This window comes from uncultured Thermosynechococcus sp. (assembly GCF_938074695.1).
In the GTDB taxonomy this organism is placed as follows: domain Bacteria; phylum Cyanobacteriota; class Cyanobacteriia; order Thermosynechococcales; family Thermosynechococcaceae; genus Thermosynechococcus.
This window is the reverse complement of record NZ_CALJEM010000013.1, coordinates 1-16999: the sequence shown is the minus strand read 5'-3', so window position 1 is coordinate 16999 and position 16999 is coordinate 1. Positions and strand designations below refer to the sequence as shown.

16 protein-coding genes are annotated in these 16999 nt (G+C 54.3%); 6 read left to right on the top strand and 10 right to left on the bottom strand.

The window, feature by feature from the left end:
• The 6 genes from tpiA to petC form a co-directional block, all read right to left on the bottom strand.
• A partial coding sequence (gene tpiA / locus Q0683_RS01735) for a triose-phosphate isomerase (protein ID WP_298975969.1) occupies positions 1-707 on the bottom strand: 707 nt, incomplete at its 3' end.
• A 182-nt stretch (positions 708-889) separates the two neighbouring features.
• The gene (locus tag Q0683_RS01730; RefSeq protein WP_298612450.1) at positions 890-1024 is read right to left on the bottom strand and encodes a helix-turn-helix domain-containing protein; all 135 of its coding nucleotides are present in this window, start codon (positions 1022-1024) and stop codon (positions 890-892) included.
• 173 nt (positions 1025-1197) lie between these two features.
• Entirely contained in the window at positions 1198-2934 is a 1737-nt protein-coding gene (locus Q0683_RS01725; RefSeq protein ID WP_298612448.1) for an ABC transporter ATP-binding protein, read from the bottom strand.
• Positions 2935-2937: 3 nt separating this feature from the next.
• Entirely contained in the window at positions 2938-4347 is a 1410-nt protein-coding gene (gene mnmE, locus Q0683_RS01720) for a tRNA uridine-5-carboxymethylaminomethyl(34) synthesis GTPase MnmE (protein ID WP_298612446.1), read from the bottom strand.
• 22 nt (positions 4348-4369) lie between these two features.
• The gene (gene petA, locus Q0683_RS01715) at positions 4370-5305 is read right to left on the bottom strand and encodes a cytochrome f (RefSeq protein ID WP_298612443.1); all 936 of its coding nucleotides are present in this window, start codon (positions 5303-5305) and stop codon (positions 4370-4372) included.
• Positions 5306-5321: 16 nt separating this feature from the next.
• Complete coding sequence (gene petC / locus Q0683_RS01710; RefSeq protein ID WP_298612440.1) at positions 5322-5864, bottom strand: cytochrome b6-f complex iron-sulfur subunit; 543 nt, start codon at positions 5862-5864, stop codon at positions 5322-5324.
• Between the two features lie 114 nt (positions 5865-5978).
• Between petC and Q0683_RS01705 the strand changes: the two genes are divergently transcribed.
• The 4 genes from Q0683_RS01705 to Q0683_RS01690 all read left to right on the top strand — a co-directional run bounded on the left by Q0683_RS01705 (position 5979) and on the right by Q0683_RS01690 (position 7902).
• On the top strand, positions 5979-6299 hold the full coding sequence (locus Q0683_RS01705; protein WP_298612438.1) for a DUF3067 family protein: 321 nt from the start codon (positions 5979-5981) through the stop codon (positions 6297-6299).
• A 227-nt stretch (positions 6300-6526) separates the two neighbouring features.
• Positions 6527-7012 (top strand): allophycocyanin subunit alpha, encoded by a 486-nt coding sequence (gene apcA, locus Q0683_RS01700; RefSeq protein WP_298612435.1) that lies wholly within the window; start codon positions 6527-6529, stop codon positions 7010-7012.
• A gap of 58 nt (positions 7013-7070) precedes the next feature.
• Positions 7071-7556 carry an allophycocyanin subunit beta gene (gene apcB, locus Q0683_RS01695; RefSeq protein ID WP_149817471.1) on the top strand — a complete coding sequence of 162 codons (486 nt, stop codon included), beginning with the start codon at positions 7071-7073 and terminating at the stop codon, positions 7554-7556.
• Positions 7557-7698: 142 nt separating this feature from the next.
• Positions 7699-7902 (top strand): phycobilisome linker polypeptide, encoded by a 204-nt coding sequence (locus tag Q0683_RS01690; protein WP_011056799.1) that lies wholly within the window; start codon positions 7699-7701, stop codon positions 7900-7902.
• A gap of 134 nt (positions 7903-8036) precedes the next feature.
• Here the strand turns inward: Q0683_RS01690 and Q0683_RS01685 are convergent, their stop codons facing one another.
• Both Q0683_RS01685 and tatC read right to left on the bottom strand, forming a co-directional pair.
• Positions 8037-8372, bottom strand: coding sequence for a carbon dioxide-concentrating mechanism protein CcmK (locus Q0683_RS01685; protein ID WP_298612426.1), 336 nt, complete (start codon positions 8370-8372; stop codon positions 8037-8039).
• Between the two features lie 163 nt (positions 8373-8535).
• A complete protein-coding gene (gene tatC, locus Q0683_RS01680) occupies positions 8536-9366 on the bottom strand; it encodes a twin-arginine translocase subunit TatC (protein ID WP_298612423.1) in 831 nt (276 codons plus the stop codon).
• A gap of 172 nt (positions 9367-9538) precedes the next feature.
• On the opposite strand from tatC, the gene mfd reads away from it, so the two are divergent.
• Positions 9539-13012, top strand: a complete 3474-nt coding sequence (mfd, locus tag Q0683_RS01675; RefSeq protein ID WP_298612420.1) for a transcription-repair coupling factor — start codon at positions 9539-9541, stop codon at positions 13010-13012.
• On the opposite strand, the gene rfbD is transcribed toward mfd, so the two are convergent.
• A complete protein-coding gene (gene rfbD, locus Q0683_RS01670; protein ID WP_298612417.1) occupies positions 12963-13856 on the bottom strand; it encodes a dTDP-4-dehydrorhamnose reductase in 894 nt (297 codons plus the stop codon). The two genes, mfd and rfbD, sit on opposite strands and share 50 nt — an antisense overlap.
• Positions 13857-13918: 62 nt before the next feature.
• Between rfbD and Q0683_RS01665 the strand changes: the two genes are divergently transcribed.
• On the top strand, positions 13919-15853 hold the full coding sequence (locus tag Q0683_RS01665; protein ID WP_298612414.1) for an AarF/ABC1/UbiB kinase family protein: 1935 nt from the start codon (positions 13919-13921) through the stop codon (positions 15851-15853).
• Here the strand turns inward: Q0683_RS01665 and Q0683_RS01660 are convergent.
• Complete coding sequence (locus Q0683_RS01660) at positions 15789-16919, bottom strand: hypothetical protein (RefSeq protein WP_298975962.1); 1131 nt, start codon at positions 16917-16919, stop codon at positions 15789-15791. The two genes, Q0683_RS01665 and Q0683_RS01660, sit on opposite strands and share 65 nt — an antisense overlap.
• Between the last annotated feature and the right edge of the window lie 80 nt (positions 16920-16999).

The following is a 16999-nucleotide window of genomic DNA, read 5'->3' as shown; positions in this document are numbered from 1 at the left end:
CGCCCAAAACTCTCCGGCTGCAAACTGGCGCCACCCACAAGAACCCCATCAATTTCTGGCTGTGCCATAATCGCATCAATGTTGGTGGCATTGACCGAGCCACCGTACTGAATGGGGACATCGGGATTCTGCAACTTGCTGCGAATTAAACCAATGACACGGTTGGCTTCCGTTTCTTCACAGGTGTCGCCGGTACCGATTGCCCAAATGGGTTCGTAGGCAATGACCAAATTGGTCTGATCCACATCCACCAAGTCCAGCGCTAACTGCTGCAAGATATGGGCTTCTGTTTCCCCTGCATCCCGCTGCGCTTTTGTCTCGCCGACACAGAGAATGGGGGTCAGACCGTGCCTTTGAGCAGCCTTGAGCCGTTGATTGACCGTCGCATCAGTTTCACCAAAATACTGCCGCCGCTCACTGTGGCCAACAATCACGTAGCGCACACCCAACTCCACTAGCATCGGTGGCGAAATTTCGCCCGTAAACGCCCCTTGATCTGCCCAATGGACATTTTGGGCACCCAGTTTTACCCGCGTTCCGTGCAGACTCTTGGACAACACACTCAAACAGGTATAGGGGACGCACAGCACCACCTCGCGATCGCCGGGCGTATCCACCAACTTTCCTAAAAAATCCTGTAGGAAGGCCACCGCCTCCTGTTGGGTTTTGTGCATTTTCCAGTTGCCAGCAAGAACTTTTGGGCGCACTCGTCCTGATTTTCCTTTGTAAAACTCAGCGTATTTAAGAGTACCACACGGGTTGCCTCTACCATTAACGCTTTGTTGCTGTAAGAAGTGGATGAGACTGAACCCAACTTGTCCCAAACCGCCGCAACTCGGGGCGACTGACATTTGGGTTGAAGGCGAGGAGTACGCCGTCCGAATTTGACTTAGTAGGTGTCGTTGTCAACCGTTACGTAACCTAGTTGCAAAACTTCTGCTAGAGTGGCACTCACCTCTGCCGCAGACCACTGCAACTGCTCAGCTAATTCTGGCACCGTTAAGGACTGGGGCTGGCGCATCATCAGTGTTAAAGCGATCCCTGGCGATCGCTCAAAACTAGTAAATCTGCGGGATCAAGACCCATGGCTGTCCTCGCCAATCTGAGAGTTCAAGGTCTATTTTCACACCCTGCCACCAAGGAAAGATTTCCTCCCCAAGTCATAGAATCTAAACGGCCAGCCCATCAGAAAAAGGGTCATTCCGCGTCTTGAAAATACTGCTGCGTGTAAAACTGAGCATAGCGGGCAGACTGAGCTAGGAGTTCTTGGTGAGTGCCACTTTCAACGATCCGCCCCTGCTCTAGAACAAGAATGCGATCGGCGCGACGAACCGTCGCCAAGCGGTGGGCAATAATAAAGACAGTGCGCCCTTTCATTGCTTTCTCTAGGGCGCTTTGAACTAAGGCTTCCGATTCGGCATCTAAAGCAGAGGTGGCTTCATCCAAAATTAAGATGCGCGGATCGGCATAAACGGCGCGGGCGATCGCCAGTCGTTGTCGTTGCCCCCCGGAGAGATTGATTCCCCTTTCCCCCACCCATGTGTGATACCCCTCAGGAAACTGAGTAATAAAGTCATGGGCATTGGCAATTTTGGCGGCCTCAATTAGTCGTTCCCAATCTGGTTTAGGGTAACCAAAAGCAATATTTTGGGCAATGCTGCCTGAAAAAAGAATGGTTTCCTGGGGAACGATACCAATTTGCCGCCGTAGGCTTTTGAGGCTGACAGTTTTAATATCAATACCATCGATCAAGACTTTCCCCGCTTGGGGGTCATAAAAACGCGGCAATAGGTTAACAATGGTTGATTTACCTGCCCCTGAGTGCCCCACAAGGGCAATCACTTCGCCCGGCTCCGCTAAAAGATTAAAGTCATTGAGTACCGGCCGCTCTGGATCATAGCCAAAGCACACATCTAGGTATTGCACTTTCCCAGAAATGGGAGGTAAGGGCTGCGCCTGGCTGATTTCCTTGATCGTGGGTTCTACAGCCAACAGGCCAAAGCTGCGCTCCACCGAGGCCTGTGCCATTTTCAGTTCGTTGTAATCGGCGGAAATCATATTAATTGGGTCTATCAGTAGTGCCACTGCGGCAACAAAGCTCAGGAACTGTGGTCCTGTGAGATGGCCTGCATTGATTTGCCATGCCCCTAAGATAAACAGCAGCATGATGCTGAGGGCTTCGAGAAACCCCACCACAGGGTATTGCATTGACTTGATGCGTTCTGCACGGTAGCGAGCACGGCGGTTAGTGTCGGCTTGTTGTTCAAACTGCTCGACGACATAGTCTTCAGCGGCAAAGGCTCTAATCAAGCGAATCCCAGAAAAAATTTCCGTGAGGTGGGAAGCTAAATCGGCAATCCTGGCTTGACTCAGGCGCGACTGTCGCAGCAAACGGTTGCCAAACCAAGCAATAAGAAATGTCATCAGCGGTGCAATGATCATCGTTCCCAGTGTTAATTGCCAGTTGAGGTAGAACATATAACCAATAACGGCAAATGTTGTTAAAACTGAGGGGATCAGACGATGAAAACTGCTATTGATCATGACACCAATGCGATCTACATCCTCGGTGAGGCGATAGGTGAGATCGCCCGTCGCTGCTTTCTCGAAATAGTCCACACCCAAACGATGCAGATGACGGTAAAGCCGCACCCGAATGTCATAGACAATTCGTAGGGAAATATCAGACATGAGGACATCTTGGCCGAATTGGCAAAAACTGCGACCGACAAACAGCAGCGAGGAGGCCGCACACCACTGAATGAGGCCGAGTAAATCTCCTGCGCCAATGAGCTTGGCCGCTTGGCCAATCAGGTAGGCGATCGCCGGCATGGTCGAGACGTAGCCGAGGGTACACAAAAAAGCAACCAGCAACCGTCGCCGATAGGGAAGGATATAAGCAAATAACGGCCGGTAGCTGGCATTCCAAAGCATGGGCTATTTTCCGATGCAAAAACGGCTAAAGATTTGTTCTAACACGGACTCCGTCACCTCTTCCCCGGTTAGGGTGCCAAGGGCACGGGCGGCGGCATGAAGATCTATCGTCCAAAAATCGAGGGGCAGTTGGGCATCAATGGCCGCAAGCACGTGATTCAGGGATTGGTGAACCTGCTCCAAGAGCGCCGCTTGGCGTTGGTTGATGGCAAAGTCTAGGTTGGCGGCAGTAACCCCTTGGCCTTGAACAAGGTCTAAAATGGCATCCTCCAAATGCTCAATTCCCCTTTGGCTAAGGGCAGAGAGCAGGACAGTGGGAATGGGGGCAATGGGCAATGCAATATCTTTGCTATCTATCGTTTCGCTGAGGAGATCGGCTTTATTCAAGACGACTAAGACTGACTTAGGCGCCTGTTGTTGCCGCTTTTGGAGATTGAGTTGGTCGTAAATCTCTTGATCAGCGGCTGTCCACCCTTGACTCGCATCGATGACAAAAAGGATGAGATCGGCACTGGCGGCAGCTTGGCGCGATCGCTGGACGCCAATTTGTTCAACAGGGTTATCGGTCTCGCGAATACCGGCGGTATCGAGCACTTGGATTGGAATGCCACCTACAACCAATTGGGACTCCACAATATCGCGGGTGGTGCCGGGTAAATCTGTAACGATGGCGCGATCGCTACGGCTCCAAGCATTGAGCAGGCTCGACTTCCCGACATTCGGGCGACCCACAATGGCCACCTTTAACCCCGTGCGAATCAGTGCCCCCCGTTCCGCCGTGGCCAAAAAATCTTCTACTTGATGCTGTAGCTCGCGAATTTGGGCGGCAATGGCGGCGGGGTCAAGGGGGGGTAGCTCATCGGTAAAATCAAGCCGCGCTTCAATTTCCGCCAAAAGGGATAGACAGGTTTGCCGAATGTGCTTGAGGGGTCGGCCTAGTTTGCCCGTCAGACCCGCGAGAGCCATTTGGGCCGCGGCTGTGGATTGGGCGGCCACCAGTTCAGCCACACTTTCGGCTTGGGTGAGATCAAGGCGACCGTTGAGAAAGGCACGCAGAGTAAATTCTCCCGGTTCGGCTAAACGGGCGCCGGCGGCAATGCAGAGTTGCAGCACGCGCTGGACAGGAATCAGCCCGCCATGACAGTGAAATTCCACCACATCTTCGCGGGTGTAGGAGCGGGGAGCCAGCATTAAAAGGAGGAGGGCTTCATCTACCCGTTCCCCTGTTCGGGGATCACGCACATAGCCGTAGAGAATGCGGTGGGATTCCCAAGGCTGCTTGCCGGGTGCCTCAAATAAAGACTGGGCGATCGCAACAGCCTTGGCTCCAGAGAGGCGGACAATGCCGATACTCCCTTGCTGGGGCACAATTGCCGTGGCGATCGCCACAATCGTGTCATGGAGGTGTTGCACTACCCTTGGTGATGTTGCTCCTTTAGAAACTCATCTCGGCAGCTTGTACTTTCTCCACTTGTTTCTTCTTCAGGACAAGCAGAATCTGCGAGAGGGTAATGGCGGCAAAGAACACCAACAGCCACTTAATGCGGTTCGGATCCTGAAGGACAATTTCCGTATCCTTTTGACCAAAACCGCCCACATTGGGATTGTTAGTGAGGGCTTCGCCCGCAGCTACCGTTTGACCTTCACTGACAATGAGTTCAGGGCCGGCGGGAATAGTTTCCGTCACTGCTTCACCGCTTTCGGGGGTGATTACCACCGCAGTACTGCCATCGGGGTTAGGGGTAATACGGGTAATTGTGCCCGCAATGGGTGCGGTAAAGACGTTGTTGTTGCTCTTTTCCCCATTGGGATAGATTTGGCCGCGACCGCGGTTACCCCCGGCATGGACGGCGTATTTACCGAAGTGGATGGATTTATCTGTCTCTGGATTGGGGGCAAGAATGGGGAAGACAATTTCTTGATACTGCTCACCCGGTAAGGGACCTACCAGAATAATGTTTTGCTTGTCCTCGCTGTAGGGTTGGTAGTAAATACCGCTGGTTTTAGCCTGCAACTCCTCAGGCAGGCGATCGGGAGGAGCAATTTTGAAACCTTCGGGCAGCATGAGCACTGCCCCCACATTGAGACCCCCCTTGGAGCCATCCCCCAGCACCTGCTGCACACTGGTGTCATAGGGAATTTTCACCACCGCTTCAAAAACAGAATCGGGGGTCACAGCTTGGGGAACCTCCACTTGGATGGGTTTGGCAGCCAAGTGACAGTTGGCACAGACAATTCGGCCTGTGGCTTCGCGGGGACTGTCATAGCCCTGCTGGGCATAGAATGGGTAGGCCTGTGCCTGCGGTGACCAGAGAAGTACACTGGCGGCAAGGGCGATCGCCAGCGTTAGAGATTTGAAAAAGCGTTTCATAGCACTCCCTAATTTTTTACGTCCACCAAGGTTCTTTGCCGGTGCGGAAATCGAGTTCCGTCCAAGGGGTAAACACCAGTTTGTCATCTTCGGTAACCGTGGCATTTACCAGTGCCAATGGGAGGGGAGCAGGGCCACGCACCACCTTACCGGTGCTGTCGTATTGAGAGCCATGGCAAGGGCAAATGAACTTGTTCTCACTGACATTCCAGGGCACCACGCAGCCAAGGTGGGTGCAGACGGCATTCAAACCGTAATTGGCAATTTGATGATCCTCGGTAACAATCACATAGGTGGGATCCCCTTTAATCCCTTGGGCAAGGGAGCGATCGCCCGGCAAATGCTTTGCAAGGTAATCGGAGACCTTAATGTCGTTACCCAAGGCATCCTTCGCAACAACACCCCCCCCTGTGCCGCCACTGGAGGGCGGAATGAAATACTTGACGACAGGGTAAAGAGCGCCTAACGCTGTACCCGTGATGGTACCAAACGTCAGCAGATTCATAAACTGTCGCCGCCCCATATCGGGCACATCAGACATTCCAGAAACTTGAGCCATGGTTTACGCTTATTTACTAAGGAATCGAAACAGATAGCCGTAAGATGATTACGTTTGTTAACTATTATCACACTTTCTGAGCCGTCCCGACCGCAAGGACTGATATTCTTGCCAATGCTGACACCCCTCACCGGTGATGAACTCCACGCCTTGCTCCTGCGCAAATGGGGGCGCTCCTTTGACCTGCAGTTTCGCCGCGTGGGCGATCGCGTGTTTTTACAGGTGATGTGGCGCTACCTTGAGCAGGCGTCCTATCCCGATACCCCTGAAGATTATGCCGCCCACCTAAGGGCGATCGCGCAGCACCTCAACGACTGGGGCTGTGCCCAGCAAGTCTGCGCCTTTATTGAGGCCACCCGTGAGAAACCCCGCCTTGGCAAGGCCGTAAATATCCCCCTCGATCTAGGTACCCGCATTATTGAATGGCTGGAATAGTCCCTTAGCAGATTTCTGAAAAAATGTTAAGAATGTTAAAAAGGATTGCGATAATGTGGGAGATGTCCCCCCAATGCCTGAGAATGTTTGCGGAAGGTTACGTCAGCCCCTTGGGTCAATCGCCGTACCTCTCTTCCCTTCGGAAGGGCGGTGAGTCGTAACACTCCAATGGCAGATGCCACATTATCAAGACCCTTGTTTTACAATTCCAACTTTGGAGGAACTCAATGAGCGTCGTCACGAAATCTATCGTGAATGCAGATGCCGAGGCCCGTTACCTTAGCCCCGGTGAACTGGATCGCATTAAAAGCTTTGTCAGCACTGGCGAGCGCCGCCTGCGCATTGCCCAAATCTTGACCGAAAACCGCGAGCGGATTGTCAAGCAAGCGGGCGATCAACTCTTCCAAAAACGGCCTGATGTGGTCTCCCCCGGTGGCAATGCCTACGGTGAAGAAATGACTGCCACCTGTCTGCGGGATCTCGACTACTACCTGCGGCTGGTGACCTACGGTATTGTTGCGGGTGATGTCACCCCCATCGAAGAAATTGGTTTGGTGGGCGTGCGTGAAATGTATAACTCCCTCGGCACTCCCATTTCTGCTGTGGCCGAAGGGATTCGCGCCATGAAGAACGTTGCCTCCTCGCTGCTGTCTGCTGAAGACGCCGCTGAAGCCGGTTCTTACTTTGACTACGTGATTGGCGCCATGCAGTAGGTCGCCTCAGCATCCTTCATTGATTCATAGCCAAATTAGTTTTTGAGGAAAAAGAACTATGCAAGACGCGATTACCGCTGTCATCAACGCTTCTGACGTGCAAGGCAAATATCTCGACACCGCCGCCATGGAGAAGCTGAAAGCTTACTTTGCCACTGGCGAGCTGCGGGTGCGGGCTGCAACCGTGATCAGTGCCAATGCCGCCAATATTGTCAAAGAAGCAGTGGCTAAATCTCTGCTGTACTCTGACATTACCCGTCCTGGTGGCAACATGTACACCACCCGCCGCTATGCGGCCTGTATCCGCGACCTCGACTACTACCTGCGCTATGCCACCTATGCCATGTTGGCCGGGGATCCTTCTATCCTCGATGAGCGGGTGCTCAATGGGTTGAAAGAAACCTACAACTCTTTGGGTGTGCCCATCGCTGCCACGGTGCAAGCTATCCAAGCCATGAAAGAAGTCACCGCCAGCTTGGTGGGTGCCGATGCCGGCAAAGAAATGGGCATCTACTTTGACTACATCTGCTCTGGCTTAAGCTAGGTACAACTCTCCGGTTGCCCATCTGTCTGGGAGTTAGGGGTTAGAGTGTCAGCCTGTCATGGCAATTGTGCTTAAACAGTCTGGGTCTGGCCTTTAGCTCCCAGACGTGTAATCACCCCACATAGATTTGGAGTCCCATTCCATGCGCATGTTCAAAATTACCGCCTGTGTGCCGAGTCAAACCCGTATTCGCACCCAGCGCGAACTGCAAAACACCTACTTCACCAAACTGGTGCCCTACGAAAACTGGTTCCGCGAGCAACAACGCATCCAAAAAATGGGTGGCAAAATTGTGAAAGTGGAACTTTTCACGGGTAAGCCGGGGGTCAATACCGGTCTGGCCTAAGTGCCCCTCTAAAACTGTTTCCTAGCGATTTTGCGGCTTCACTGTTGAGATAGTTGATTGGGTGGGTTACTCCCCTCTGAGTCAATTATCTGAGCGGTGGAGCCTTGCTCATTAAAGAGCCTTTTTCAAGGCTTCTAAACCAGAAAACGCTCCCAGCCATCGCCATATTGGAACCGCATTTTCGGGAAAACGGCCTCTAGATTCTCGTGGGGGCGGGGGATCACCGTTGACGATAGATAGAGAGTTTTTTCCTTAGGACTCTGGGGTGGAATTTTCTTGGCAGCTTCAACACCGGCTGCAACCGCAATTTGCACTTCAGAAACGTCGCCGCGCACAATAATTGTCAGGCGAGCACCACTGACCAATTCATAGCCCACAAGGGTCACACGGGCTGCTTTCACCATCACATCGGCAACAGCTAAAGCAGGGGGATGACCTAGGACTTCTACCATCCCAAGGGCAATGGGCATGAAGACCGCTCCTAAACACAAAAACTTGTTAAAGTAATGCCATTTTTGCGATCGCAAGAGGACGCACTAATTTGGCAACATCAGCATATCACTTCTATTGATAGCCTTGATGAGTTCAACGGGCGATCGCCATAATTGATTTTTATCCCCCAAATCATCTTTTCTAATTGAGTCTTTCTTGGGGTATACGCCCCACCCCCATGAGTTTTGCTAAGCCAATCCCCGTAAAGTAGAGGGCAAGAAGGGCACCTGCCAACAGTCCCTGAGTAATCGGATCAATAGAGGGGGTCAACACGGCTGCCACGGCCACAGCAATGATCACCACATAGCGCCATTGGCTGAGCATTTGCGGAATCGAGACTATGCCGAGGGCAATGAGAACCAACTGAAGAATAGGGACTTGAAAAGCCAATCCAGTGGCGAGAAGCAACAGCAAAATAAAGTCCACATAGCGATCAATCGACCACAGTTGCTCCACCACCTCTGCCCCATAGTTAATGAAAAAGCCGAGGGCTGCGGGTGCCAAGAAGGTGTAGGCAAAGACTAAACCCGCAATAAAAAGAATCGATGAGCCAAAAACTACCGGTGCCAGCAACCGTTGTTCACGCCGTGTCAGTCCCGGCAGGATAAAACGGATGGCTTGGTAGAGAATCATCGGCGTTGCTAGGAGGATGCCACTGTAGGCCGCTGCTTTACAGGAGACAAAAAAGTATTCCCCCGGACTGAGTTGGAGGAACTTAGCACCATGGGCTGGTTTTTCAAGGAACTGAATGATCCAGCGGACTTGGGTAAAGCACAGAACAATAGTGACAGCAACAGTACCGAGGATAACAAAGAGCCGCTGCCGCAACTCCTCTAGGTGATCCCAGAGGGACATTTCCACTTCATTGGGCAGTTCATCCTCCGGGTCAATGGGGTCAGTGACCTCAAGGGTGCTGTCAAGGATGGCCGAGGATTCTGGCGGGGGGCTATCAAGATCGGGCGATCGCGTCATCAAATGTCAGGAATTCTAGCTCTTCAATATACGATTATGAACGAGGTTTCTAGATTGCATCCCTTGGGGGTATCTCGTATTTTAGAAAAGAGCTATAGCGCAAGCACTATCATGCCTTAGCACCGCCCGCAGGGGTGGCAATTCAATTCTCAAGTCTTGGCCGACACTGTCTATGTCCTTAATGGCAATTCCCCGCAGTTGGGGTAAGCTGCCGCTGACGGCGGAACTGCTCAGCAAATTACAACACCAACGGGAACTTGTCCTCACGGGAATCCCCCGCTTTGTCAAGGGCTTGGTGGCCACCACACTGGCGCAGCAGAGTCAGCAATCCCTGTGTGTGATTACCTCCACCCTAGAGGAGGGGGGACGCTGGGCAGCGCAACTGGAACTCATGGGCTGGGATGCCGTTCTCTTTTACCCGACATCGGAGGCCTCTCCCTATGACCCCTTTGATTTGGAAGCGGAGATGGTCTGGGGGCAACTCCAAGTTTTAGTCGAGAGTAATCGCCCCAATATTGCCATTGTCACCACGGAACGGGCACTGCAACCCCATTTACCCCCACCAGAGCAGTTCCGTGCTGCCTGTCTAACGTTACAGGTGGGTCAAGAGCAATCCCTAGGGGAGGTGGCCACCGCCTTGGCTGCCCTTGGTTATGAGCGAGTTCCCCTGGTGGAAACGGAGGGTCAGTGGAGTCGGCGCGGCGACATTGTGGATATTTTCCCCGTCTCGGCGGAGCTGCCGGTGCGTCTGCAATGGTTCGGCGATGAAATTGAGTCCATTCGCGAGTTTGATCCGGCCAGTCAACGCTCTTTACAGGCTGAAGGCGATCGCCTTGATGCCCTTGAGCAGGTCACACTGACACCCACTAGTTTTACGCCGCTGATTGCCCAAGCCCTGCAGGCAGCGGGTCAAGCCCATCTCATTCCAGAAGATCAAGAGGGGCTGCGGCGCTACCTTGGGTTGGCTTTTCCGCAGCCGGCCTCGCTCTTGGACTATTTGCCGACCCAAACCCTAGTTGCCGTGGATGAGCCGGCCCTTTGTGCTACCCATGGCGATCGCTGGTATGAGCAGACTCAAGCCTATTGGCAAACTTTAGACCCCCCACCGCCCCCCATCCATCGCCCGTGGTCAGACAGGGTTCAAACCCTTGAACGCTTTCAACGCCTACACCTCTACGAACTGGCCGGTGAGGGGCTAGGTCTTAATTTGTCAGCCCGGGCAGTGCCGGCCATTCCCCACCAATTTGCTCGCTTGGCGGCGACGCTGCGGGAGGAGCGGGACAAGGGCTACACCCTGTGGTTGGTCTCGGCACAGCCGAGTCGTTCGGTGGCCCTATTGCAGGAGCACGATTGCCCCGCCCAGTTTGTGCCCAATCCCAAGGACTTTCCGGCCATTGACAAACTACAGCAACAGCGAGTGCCCATTGCCCTCAAAGCGAGTGGTTTAGCGGAAATCAGTGGTTTTATTTTGCCCACCTTCCGCACTGTGCTGGTGAGCGATCGCGAGTTCTTTGGCCAGCACAACTTGGTCAACCTCGGTTATGTGCGCAAACGCCGCCGCGCTGCTGCCAAACAGGTGGATCTGAACAAGCTCCAGCCGGGGGACTACGTTGTCCATCGCCAGCACGGCATTGGCCAGTTCCTGCGCCTTGAAACGCTAACGATTAACAATGAAACCCGCGAGTACCTTGCCCTACAGTATGCCGATGGCATTCTCCGCGTGGCTGCCGATCAACTGAATAGTCTCTCCCGCTACCGCAAACAAGGGGAGGGCGTCCCCCAGCTCAATAAGTTAACGGGGAACACTTGGGAACGCACCAAAGCACGGGTGCGCAAAGCTGTTAAGAAAGTAGCCGTGGATCTCTTGCACCTCTATGCCCAGCGCGCTCAACAACGGGGCTTTGCCTTTCCCCCCGATACGCCTTGGCAGCAGGAGATGGAAGACTCCTTTCCCTATCAACCAACTCCTGATCAACTCAAGGCCATTCAAGAGGTCAAGGCCGATATGGAGAGCGATCGCCCCATGGATCGGCTCATCTGCGGCGATGTGGGCTTTGGCAAAACTGAAGTGGCCATTCGTGCCATTTTTAAGGCCGTCATGGCAGGTAAGCAGGTGGCGGTTCTTGCGCCCACAACAATCCTAACGCAGCAGCATTACCACACCCTCAAGGAGCGCTTTGCCCCCTATCCAATTCAAGTGGGACTCCTCAATCGCTTTCGCAGTGAGCGGGAGCGGCAAGACATCCTGCAGAAACTCAAAACTGGCGAAATTGACGTTGTCGTGGGAACCCATCAGCTGCTGAGTAAGGCGGTTAAATTTCGCGATCTCGGCCTCTTGGTGGTGGATGAGGAGCAGCGCTTTGGCGTTAACCAAAAGGAGAAAATCAAAGCCCTGAAAACCCAAGTGGATGTCCTCACCCTGAGTGCGACACCGATTCCGCGTACCCTCTATATGGCGCTGTCGGGGGTGCGGGAAATGAGCCTGATCACGACGCCTCCCCCCTCGCGGCGCCCAATTCAAACCCACCTAGCCCCCTATGACCCAGAAACGGTGCGCAGTGCAATTCGCCAAGAATTAGATCGGGGGGGGCAAGTCTTCTATGTCGTGCCTCGTGTGGAGGGCATTGAGGAGGTGGCCGCCAAACTCCAAGGGATGGTGCCCAGCGCCCGTATTCTCATTGCCCACGGTCAGATGGCAGAGGGGGAACTGGAATCCACGATGCTCGGCTTTAGCAATGGCGAGGCGGATATTCTCGTGTGTACGACCATCATTGAGTCGGGCTTGGATATTCCGCGCGTCAATACGATTTTGATAGAGGACGTACAGCGGTTTGGTCTCGCCCAGCTCTATCAACTGCGGGGACGGGTGGGACGCGCCGGCATTCAAGCCCATGCGTGGTTATTTTACCCCCGCCAAGAGGTGCTCACGGAGGCTGCCCGTCAACGGCTGCGGGCAATTCAGGAGTTTACGCAACTGGGTTCTGGCTACCAGTTGGCGATGCGAGATATGGAGATTCGCGGTGTGGGCAATCTCTTGGGGGCAGAGCAGCACGGTCAACTGGACAGTGTCGGCTTTGATTTGTATGTGGAACTGTTAGAGGAGGCGATCGCCGAGATTCGCGGCCAAGAGATTCCCACCGTTGACGATACCCAAGTGGATCTCAATGTCACTGCCTTTATTCCCGCCGACTACATGCCCGATCTGGCGCAGAAAATGGCGGCCTATCGCGCTGTGTCTGCAGCAACCACCAAGGAAGAATTGACGCAACTGGCCGCCGAGTGGAGCGATCGCTATGGGGCATTGCCCAAACCGGTGCAGCAACTGCTGCGGGTGGTCGAACTCAAGCAACTGGCGCGCCAGTGTGGCATTAGCCGCATTCGCCCCGAGGGCAAGCAACACGTGGTTCTCGAAACCCCCATGGCGGAACCGGCGTGGAAACTGCTCCTGGAGCAACTGCCTCCCCATCTCCACAGTCGGTTTGTCTATCATCAGGGCAAAATTACTGTGCGGGGATTGGGGCTACAGCCAGTGGAAAAACAACTGGAGCAGCTCATTGACTGGTTCAGCCAGATGCAAACCACCTTGCAACAGCTCCCTAAAGAACGGATTGGGGATCTAGTTGCATTAAAAGGGGTTCAAGAATAACCTCCCAAGGGGGTAGAGGGGCGCCCAAAACCGCCTCCAACTTCTCACAATTGAGCACAGAAAAGGCGGGGCGCTTGGCGGGGGTGGGATACTCATGGCTGGGAATGGCCTCTAGGGCGGCAGTGCTGTAGCCTCGGGCACGCAAATGCTCAAAAATTTTGGCGGCAAAGCCATACCAGCTGGTGCTCCCCCGCGGTGTCAGGTGATAGAGGCCGCTAAGGGAGGGAGCCGCAAGCCAGCGTTCAAGGAGCTGATAGGTGACCTGGGCAAGAAAGGGAGCCGCCGTGGGCGTCCCAATTTGATCGGCAACAACCCGTACCACAGGGCGGGTTTGGGCTAGGCGAACCATGGTTCGTAAAAAGTTCTTCCCCCGCAGGTCATAGACCCAACTGGTGCGCAAAATGAGGTGGGCAGGCTGCTGGCGGGCGATCGCCTGCTCTCCTAGCCACTTACTGTAGCCGTAGGCATTGAGGGGGGCAGTGGCATCGGTTTCCCGATAGGGCAGGGATTGGTTGCCGGCAAACACATAGTCGGTGGAGTAGTGAATCAACAGCCCCCCCACCGTTGCCATTGTTTCTGCCAAAAGACCCACAGCCGTGCCATTAATCCGTTGTGCCCGTTGCGGTTCCCGTTCCGCCTGATCCACAGCCGTATAGGCTGCCGCATTGATCACCACATCGGGTCGCAACATTTTCAGCAGGCGGGGAATGGCCTCTAAATCTTCCAAGTCCAGCGTTACGGCAGTGCCTTGGCGAGCAACGGGAATCACTTCAGCGCCGGGGGGGGCTTGCTGCACCAATTGCCAGCCCACTTGTCCGGTTGCCCCCAAAATGACTAGCCGCATTTTCCGCACTCCTTGGCGATGAACTGATTGTTAAAATACTTTAAGAGTTTGCGCCACTGCCCATGAATACGGCAATTGTCCCCCTTGATTCCGCGCCCCAAGAGATTGCGATCGCGGCTGAAACCCTTCCCAATGATTTGGATACCTTTCAACCCTACGATCCGGTGGCCATTGATGCCTACTATCGGCGGCGACCTTTGCTGGTGTTGAGTCGCTGGTTGCGGATTCTCTGGCCGGTGTTTTGGCTTCTTTTTAACCGCTGGTGGGACAGGATCACCGGCCAGAGCAAACAAAATCAACGCCGGCGGGCGATCGCCCTGCGGGAAACGTTAACCCGTCTTGGCCCGGCCTACATCAAAGTGGGACAAGCCCTCTCCACCCGTCCTGACCTTCTCCCTGCTGTATATCTAGAGGAGTTGACAAAACTCCAAGATCAATTGCCCCCCTTTCCCAATGAAGTGGCGTTTCAGTTTATTGAGGAAGAACTCGGTGCTCCTCCCAGTGAACTCTTTGCTGAACTCAGTGATCACCCCATTGCCGCTGCCTCCCTGGGGCAAGTGTATCGCGGCAAACTCCACAGCGGTGAAGAGGTGGCCGTTAAAGTGCAACGCCCCGGTTTAGCAGAAAGTATCACCTTGGACATTTACATTCTGCGGGGGGTAGCCTATTGGGCAAAACGCCTAATCAAAGACATTCGCAGTGATTTAGTGGCCATTCTCGATGAGTTTGCCAGTCGCCTGTTTGAGGAAATGGACTATACCCAAGAGGGACGGAATGCCGAACGCTTTGCCCGCCTCTATGGCCACTTGACGGATGTTTATATTCCCAAGATTTACTGGAATTACACGCGGCGGCGGGTGCTGACCATGGAGTGGGTGACGGGGGTTAAACTCAACCAACCGCAGCAAATTCAGGCCTTAGGGATTGATCCGCGCTACATGGTGTATGTGGGGGTGCAGTGCTCCCTGCGGCAGTTGCTTGAACATGGGTTTTTCCATGCGGATCCGCATCCGGGGAATCTGTTGGCCATGCCCAGTGGGAAATTGGCCTACCTTGATTTTGGCATGATGAGTGAGATTGCCCCAGAGCAACGCTATGGCTTGTTAAATGCTATTGTCCATATTGTCAATCGTGAGTACGAAAGCCTTGCTCAGGACTATGTGCATTTGGGCTTCCTGACGCCGGATACGGATCTTGAACCAATCATTCCTGCTTTGGCCTTGGTGTTTGAGGATGCCTTGGGGGCAAGTGTCTCGGAACTCAATATCCAACGGATTTTTGATCGCCTCTCAGAGGTGATGTACGAGTACCCTTTTCAGGTGCCCGCCTACTATGCCTTGATTGTGCGATCCCTCCTGACCATGGAGGGGATTGCCATGGGGGTTGATCCTAACTTCAAGGTTCTCAGTGCTGCCTATCCCTACATTGCCAAGCGACTACTCACGGATCCTGCCCCGGAGCTGCGCAGGAGTCTCACCAATCTCCTCCTCAAGGATGGTCAATTTCGCTGGACACGCCTCGAAAATCTGCTGCGCAATGCCCGCGAGAGCCGTGACTATGACTTTAATGTGGTGCTAGAGCAGGCCTTGGATTTTCTGTTTTCGGAGCGGGGAACGGAGTATCGCGATCGCCTAGCAGATGAAATTGTCAAAAGTCTCGACACGTGGGCGCGGACAACGATGGGACAATGGAACTTGGTGCAACTGTTACCCCTCGTAACCCGTCCAGTACCCGCAACGGCAAGTTCCAATATCGTCACTGAACCTAATGCCCTAGAGCATTTGCGCCGCATTTTCAGCATCTTGCAGGATACTCCCGGCTTCGACTGGGGTAAAGTCATTCCCGTGATTCTGCGGATTATTGTGCGCCCAGAGGTACAAGAGATGGGGCAGCGTATTGTCAACGGCCTCCTACAACGGGCGATCGCCCGCTTTATTCGGGAGATGTTGCTGGCGGACTCGCCGCCGGCGCTTCAGACGCGGGGTTTGTCCCGCTAGGTTCTGGGGACGGCGGTGGGGGGGTCTGCTCAGAAGGTGTGGCAGTCGGTGTGGGTGAAACTTCACTTGCAGGCGGTGGGCCAGGGGGTCGTCGCGGCGTCACTGGGGTTGGTGTGGGTGCTGGCGGCGGTGCTGTGGGGGCAGCTTCAGGGGGCTGAGCACGGCATACCTCTGGACGATACTCAAAGGCAAAGGTGAGCGCTAGGGCTTGATACTGCCCTGTGGCCTCAAAGGACTGCTGACGTACCCGTTCTAGGGCCGCTTGATCGAGGAGCGCAGAGCCACTACTGCGAATAATCTGGGGATTGCGACTGAGCAGACCCGTTTCAGGAGCGGCATTGGCAGGGAGTAACTTGCCCTGGGGAGTGACGACGACAGCAACCGTTGTTTCCCCCTGCAGGCGATCGCCACAGGCCTCTTGGGGATAAAAATCCGTGATTCGCTGGGCTAAATTCACTTGCAAATTGGTGGTATTGAGGGTCAGTCGGGCTTGAGTAAACCAACGGGATAAGGCTGCTGCCGCTTCACTTTCTGTGGTTGCCACCGGCTCTGGAGGGGTGGATTCAGAAGTTGGTAGGGGTGAGACCAGTTCGGGGGCAACGGCAACATTTTCATTCGGGGTTGTCGGAACCACGGGTAAGGGGCGGGGGGGCGGGGGCAATTGCCACAGGGGCGGCAGTGGCTGCATCGGTACTGGAGTAGGCAAGGGCGGGAGTTCCGCCAGCGGCGGCAAGGGGGGCAGTGGTGCCAAGGGGGCAAAGGAAAGGGGAGGGGGTTCGATGCCTGTAAAGGGCAGGGGCGGGGGCGTCGTTGTAGCAAGGGGTGGCAATTCGGTAGGCAGCAGCGGCTCGATAGAGGGTAACTCCGCTTCCAGTTCTGGCGAAAGGCTGACCAAGGGCACCAGTTGATCTGTAGCCAACTCTGGTGGTGTGGGTTCTGGCACCCGCACAAAGGCAAGGATAACGGCATGCAGAAGAATTGAACTGGCGATCGCCAGCCGTGTGGGCTCCCACACTGGCCACTGAGAAATCTTTTGCCAAAGGGGTTGAATCGGCAGCCGCAGCATACAAGACACTCCACACCCGTGAATATCCACGACGATTGTATCTCGGCTGATTCTCCCTCATGCCAAGCAAGACTTGCTAT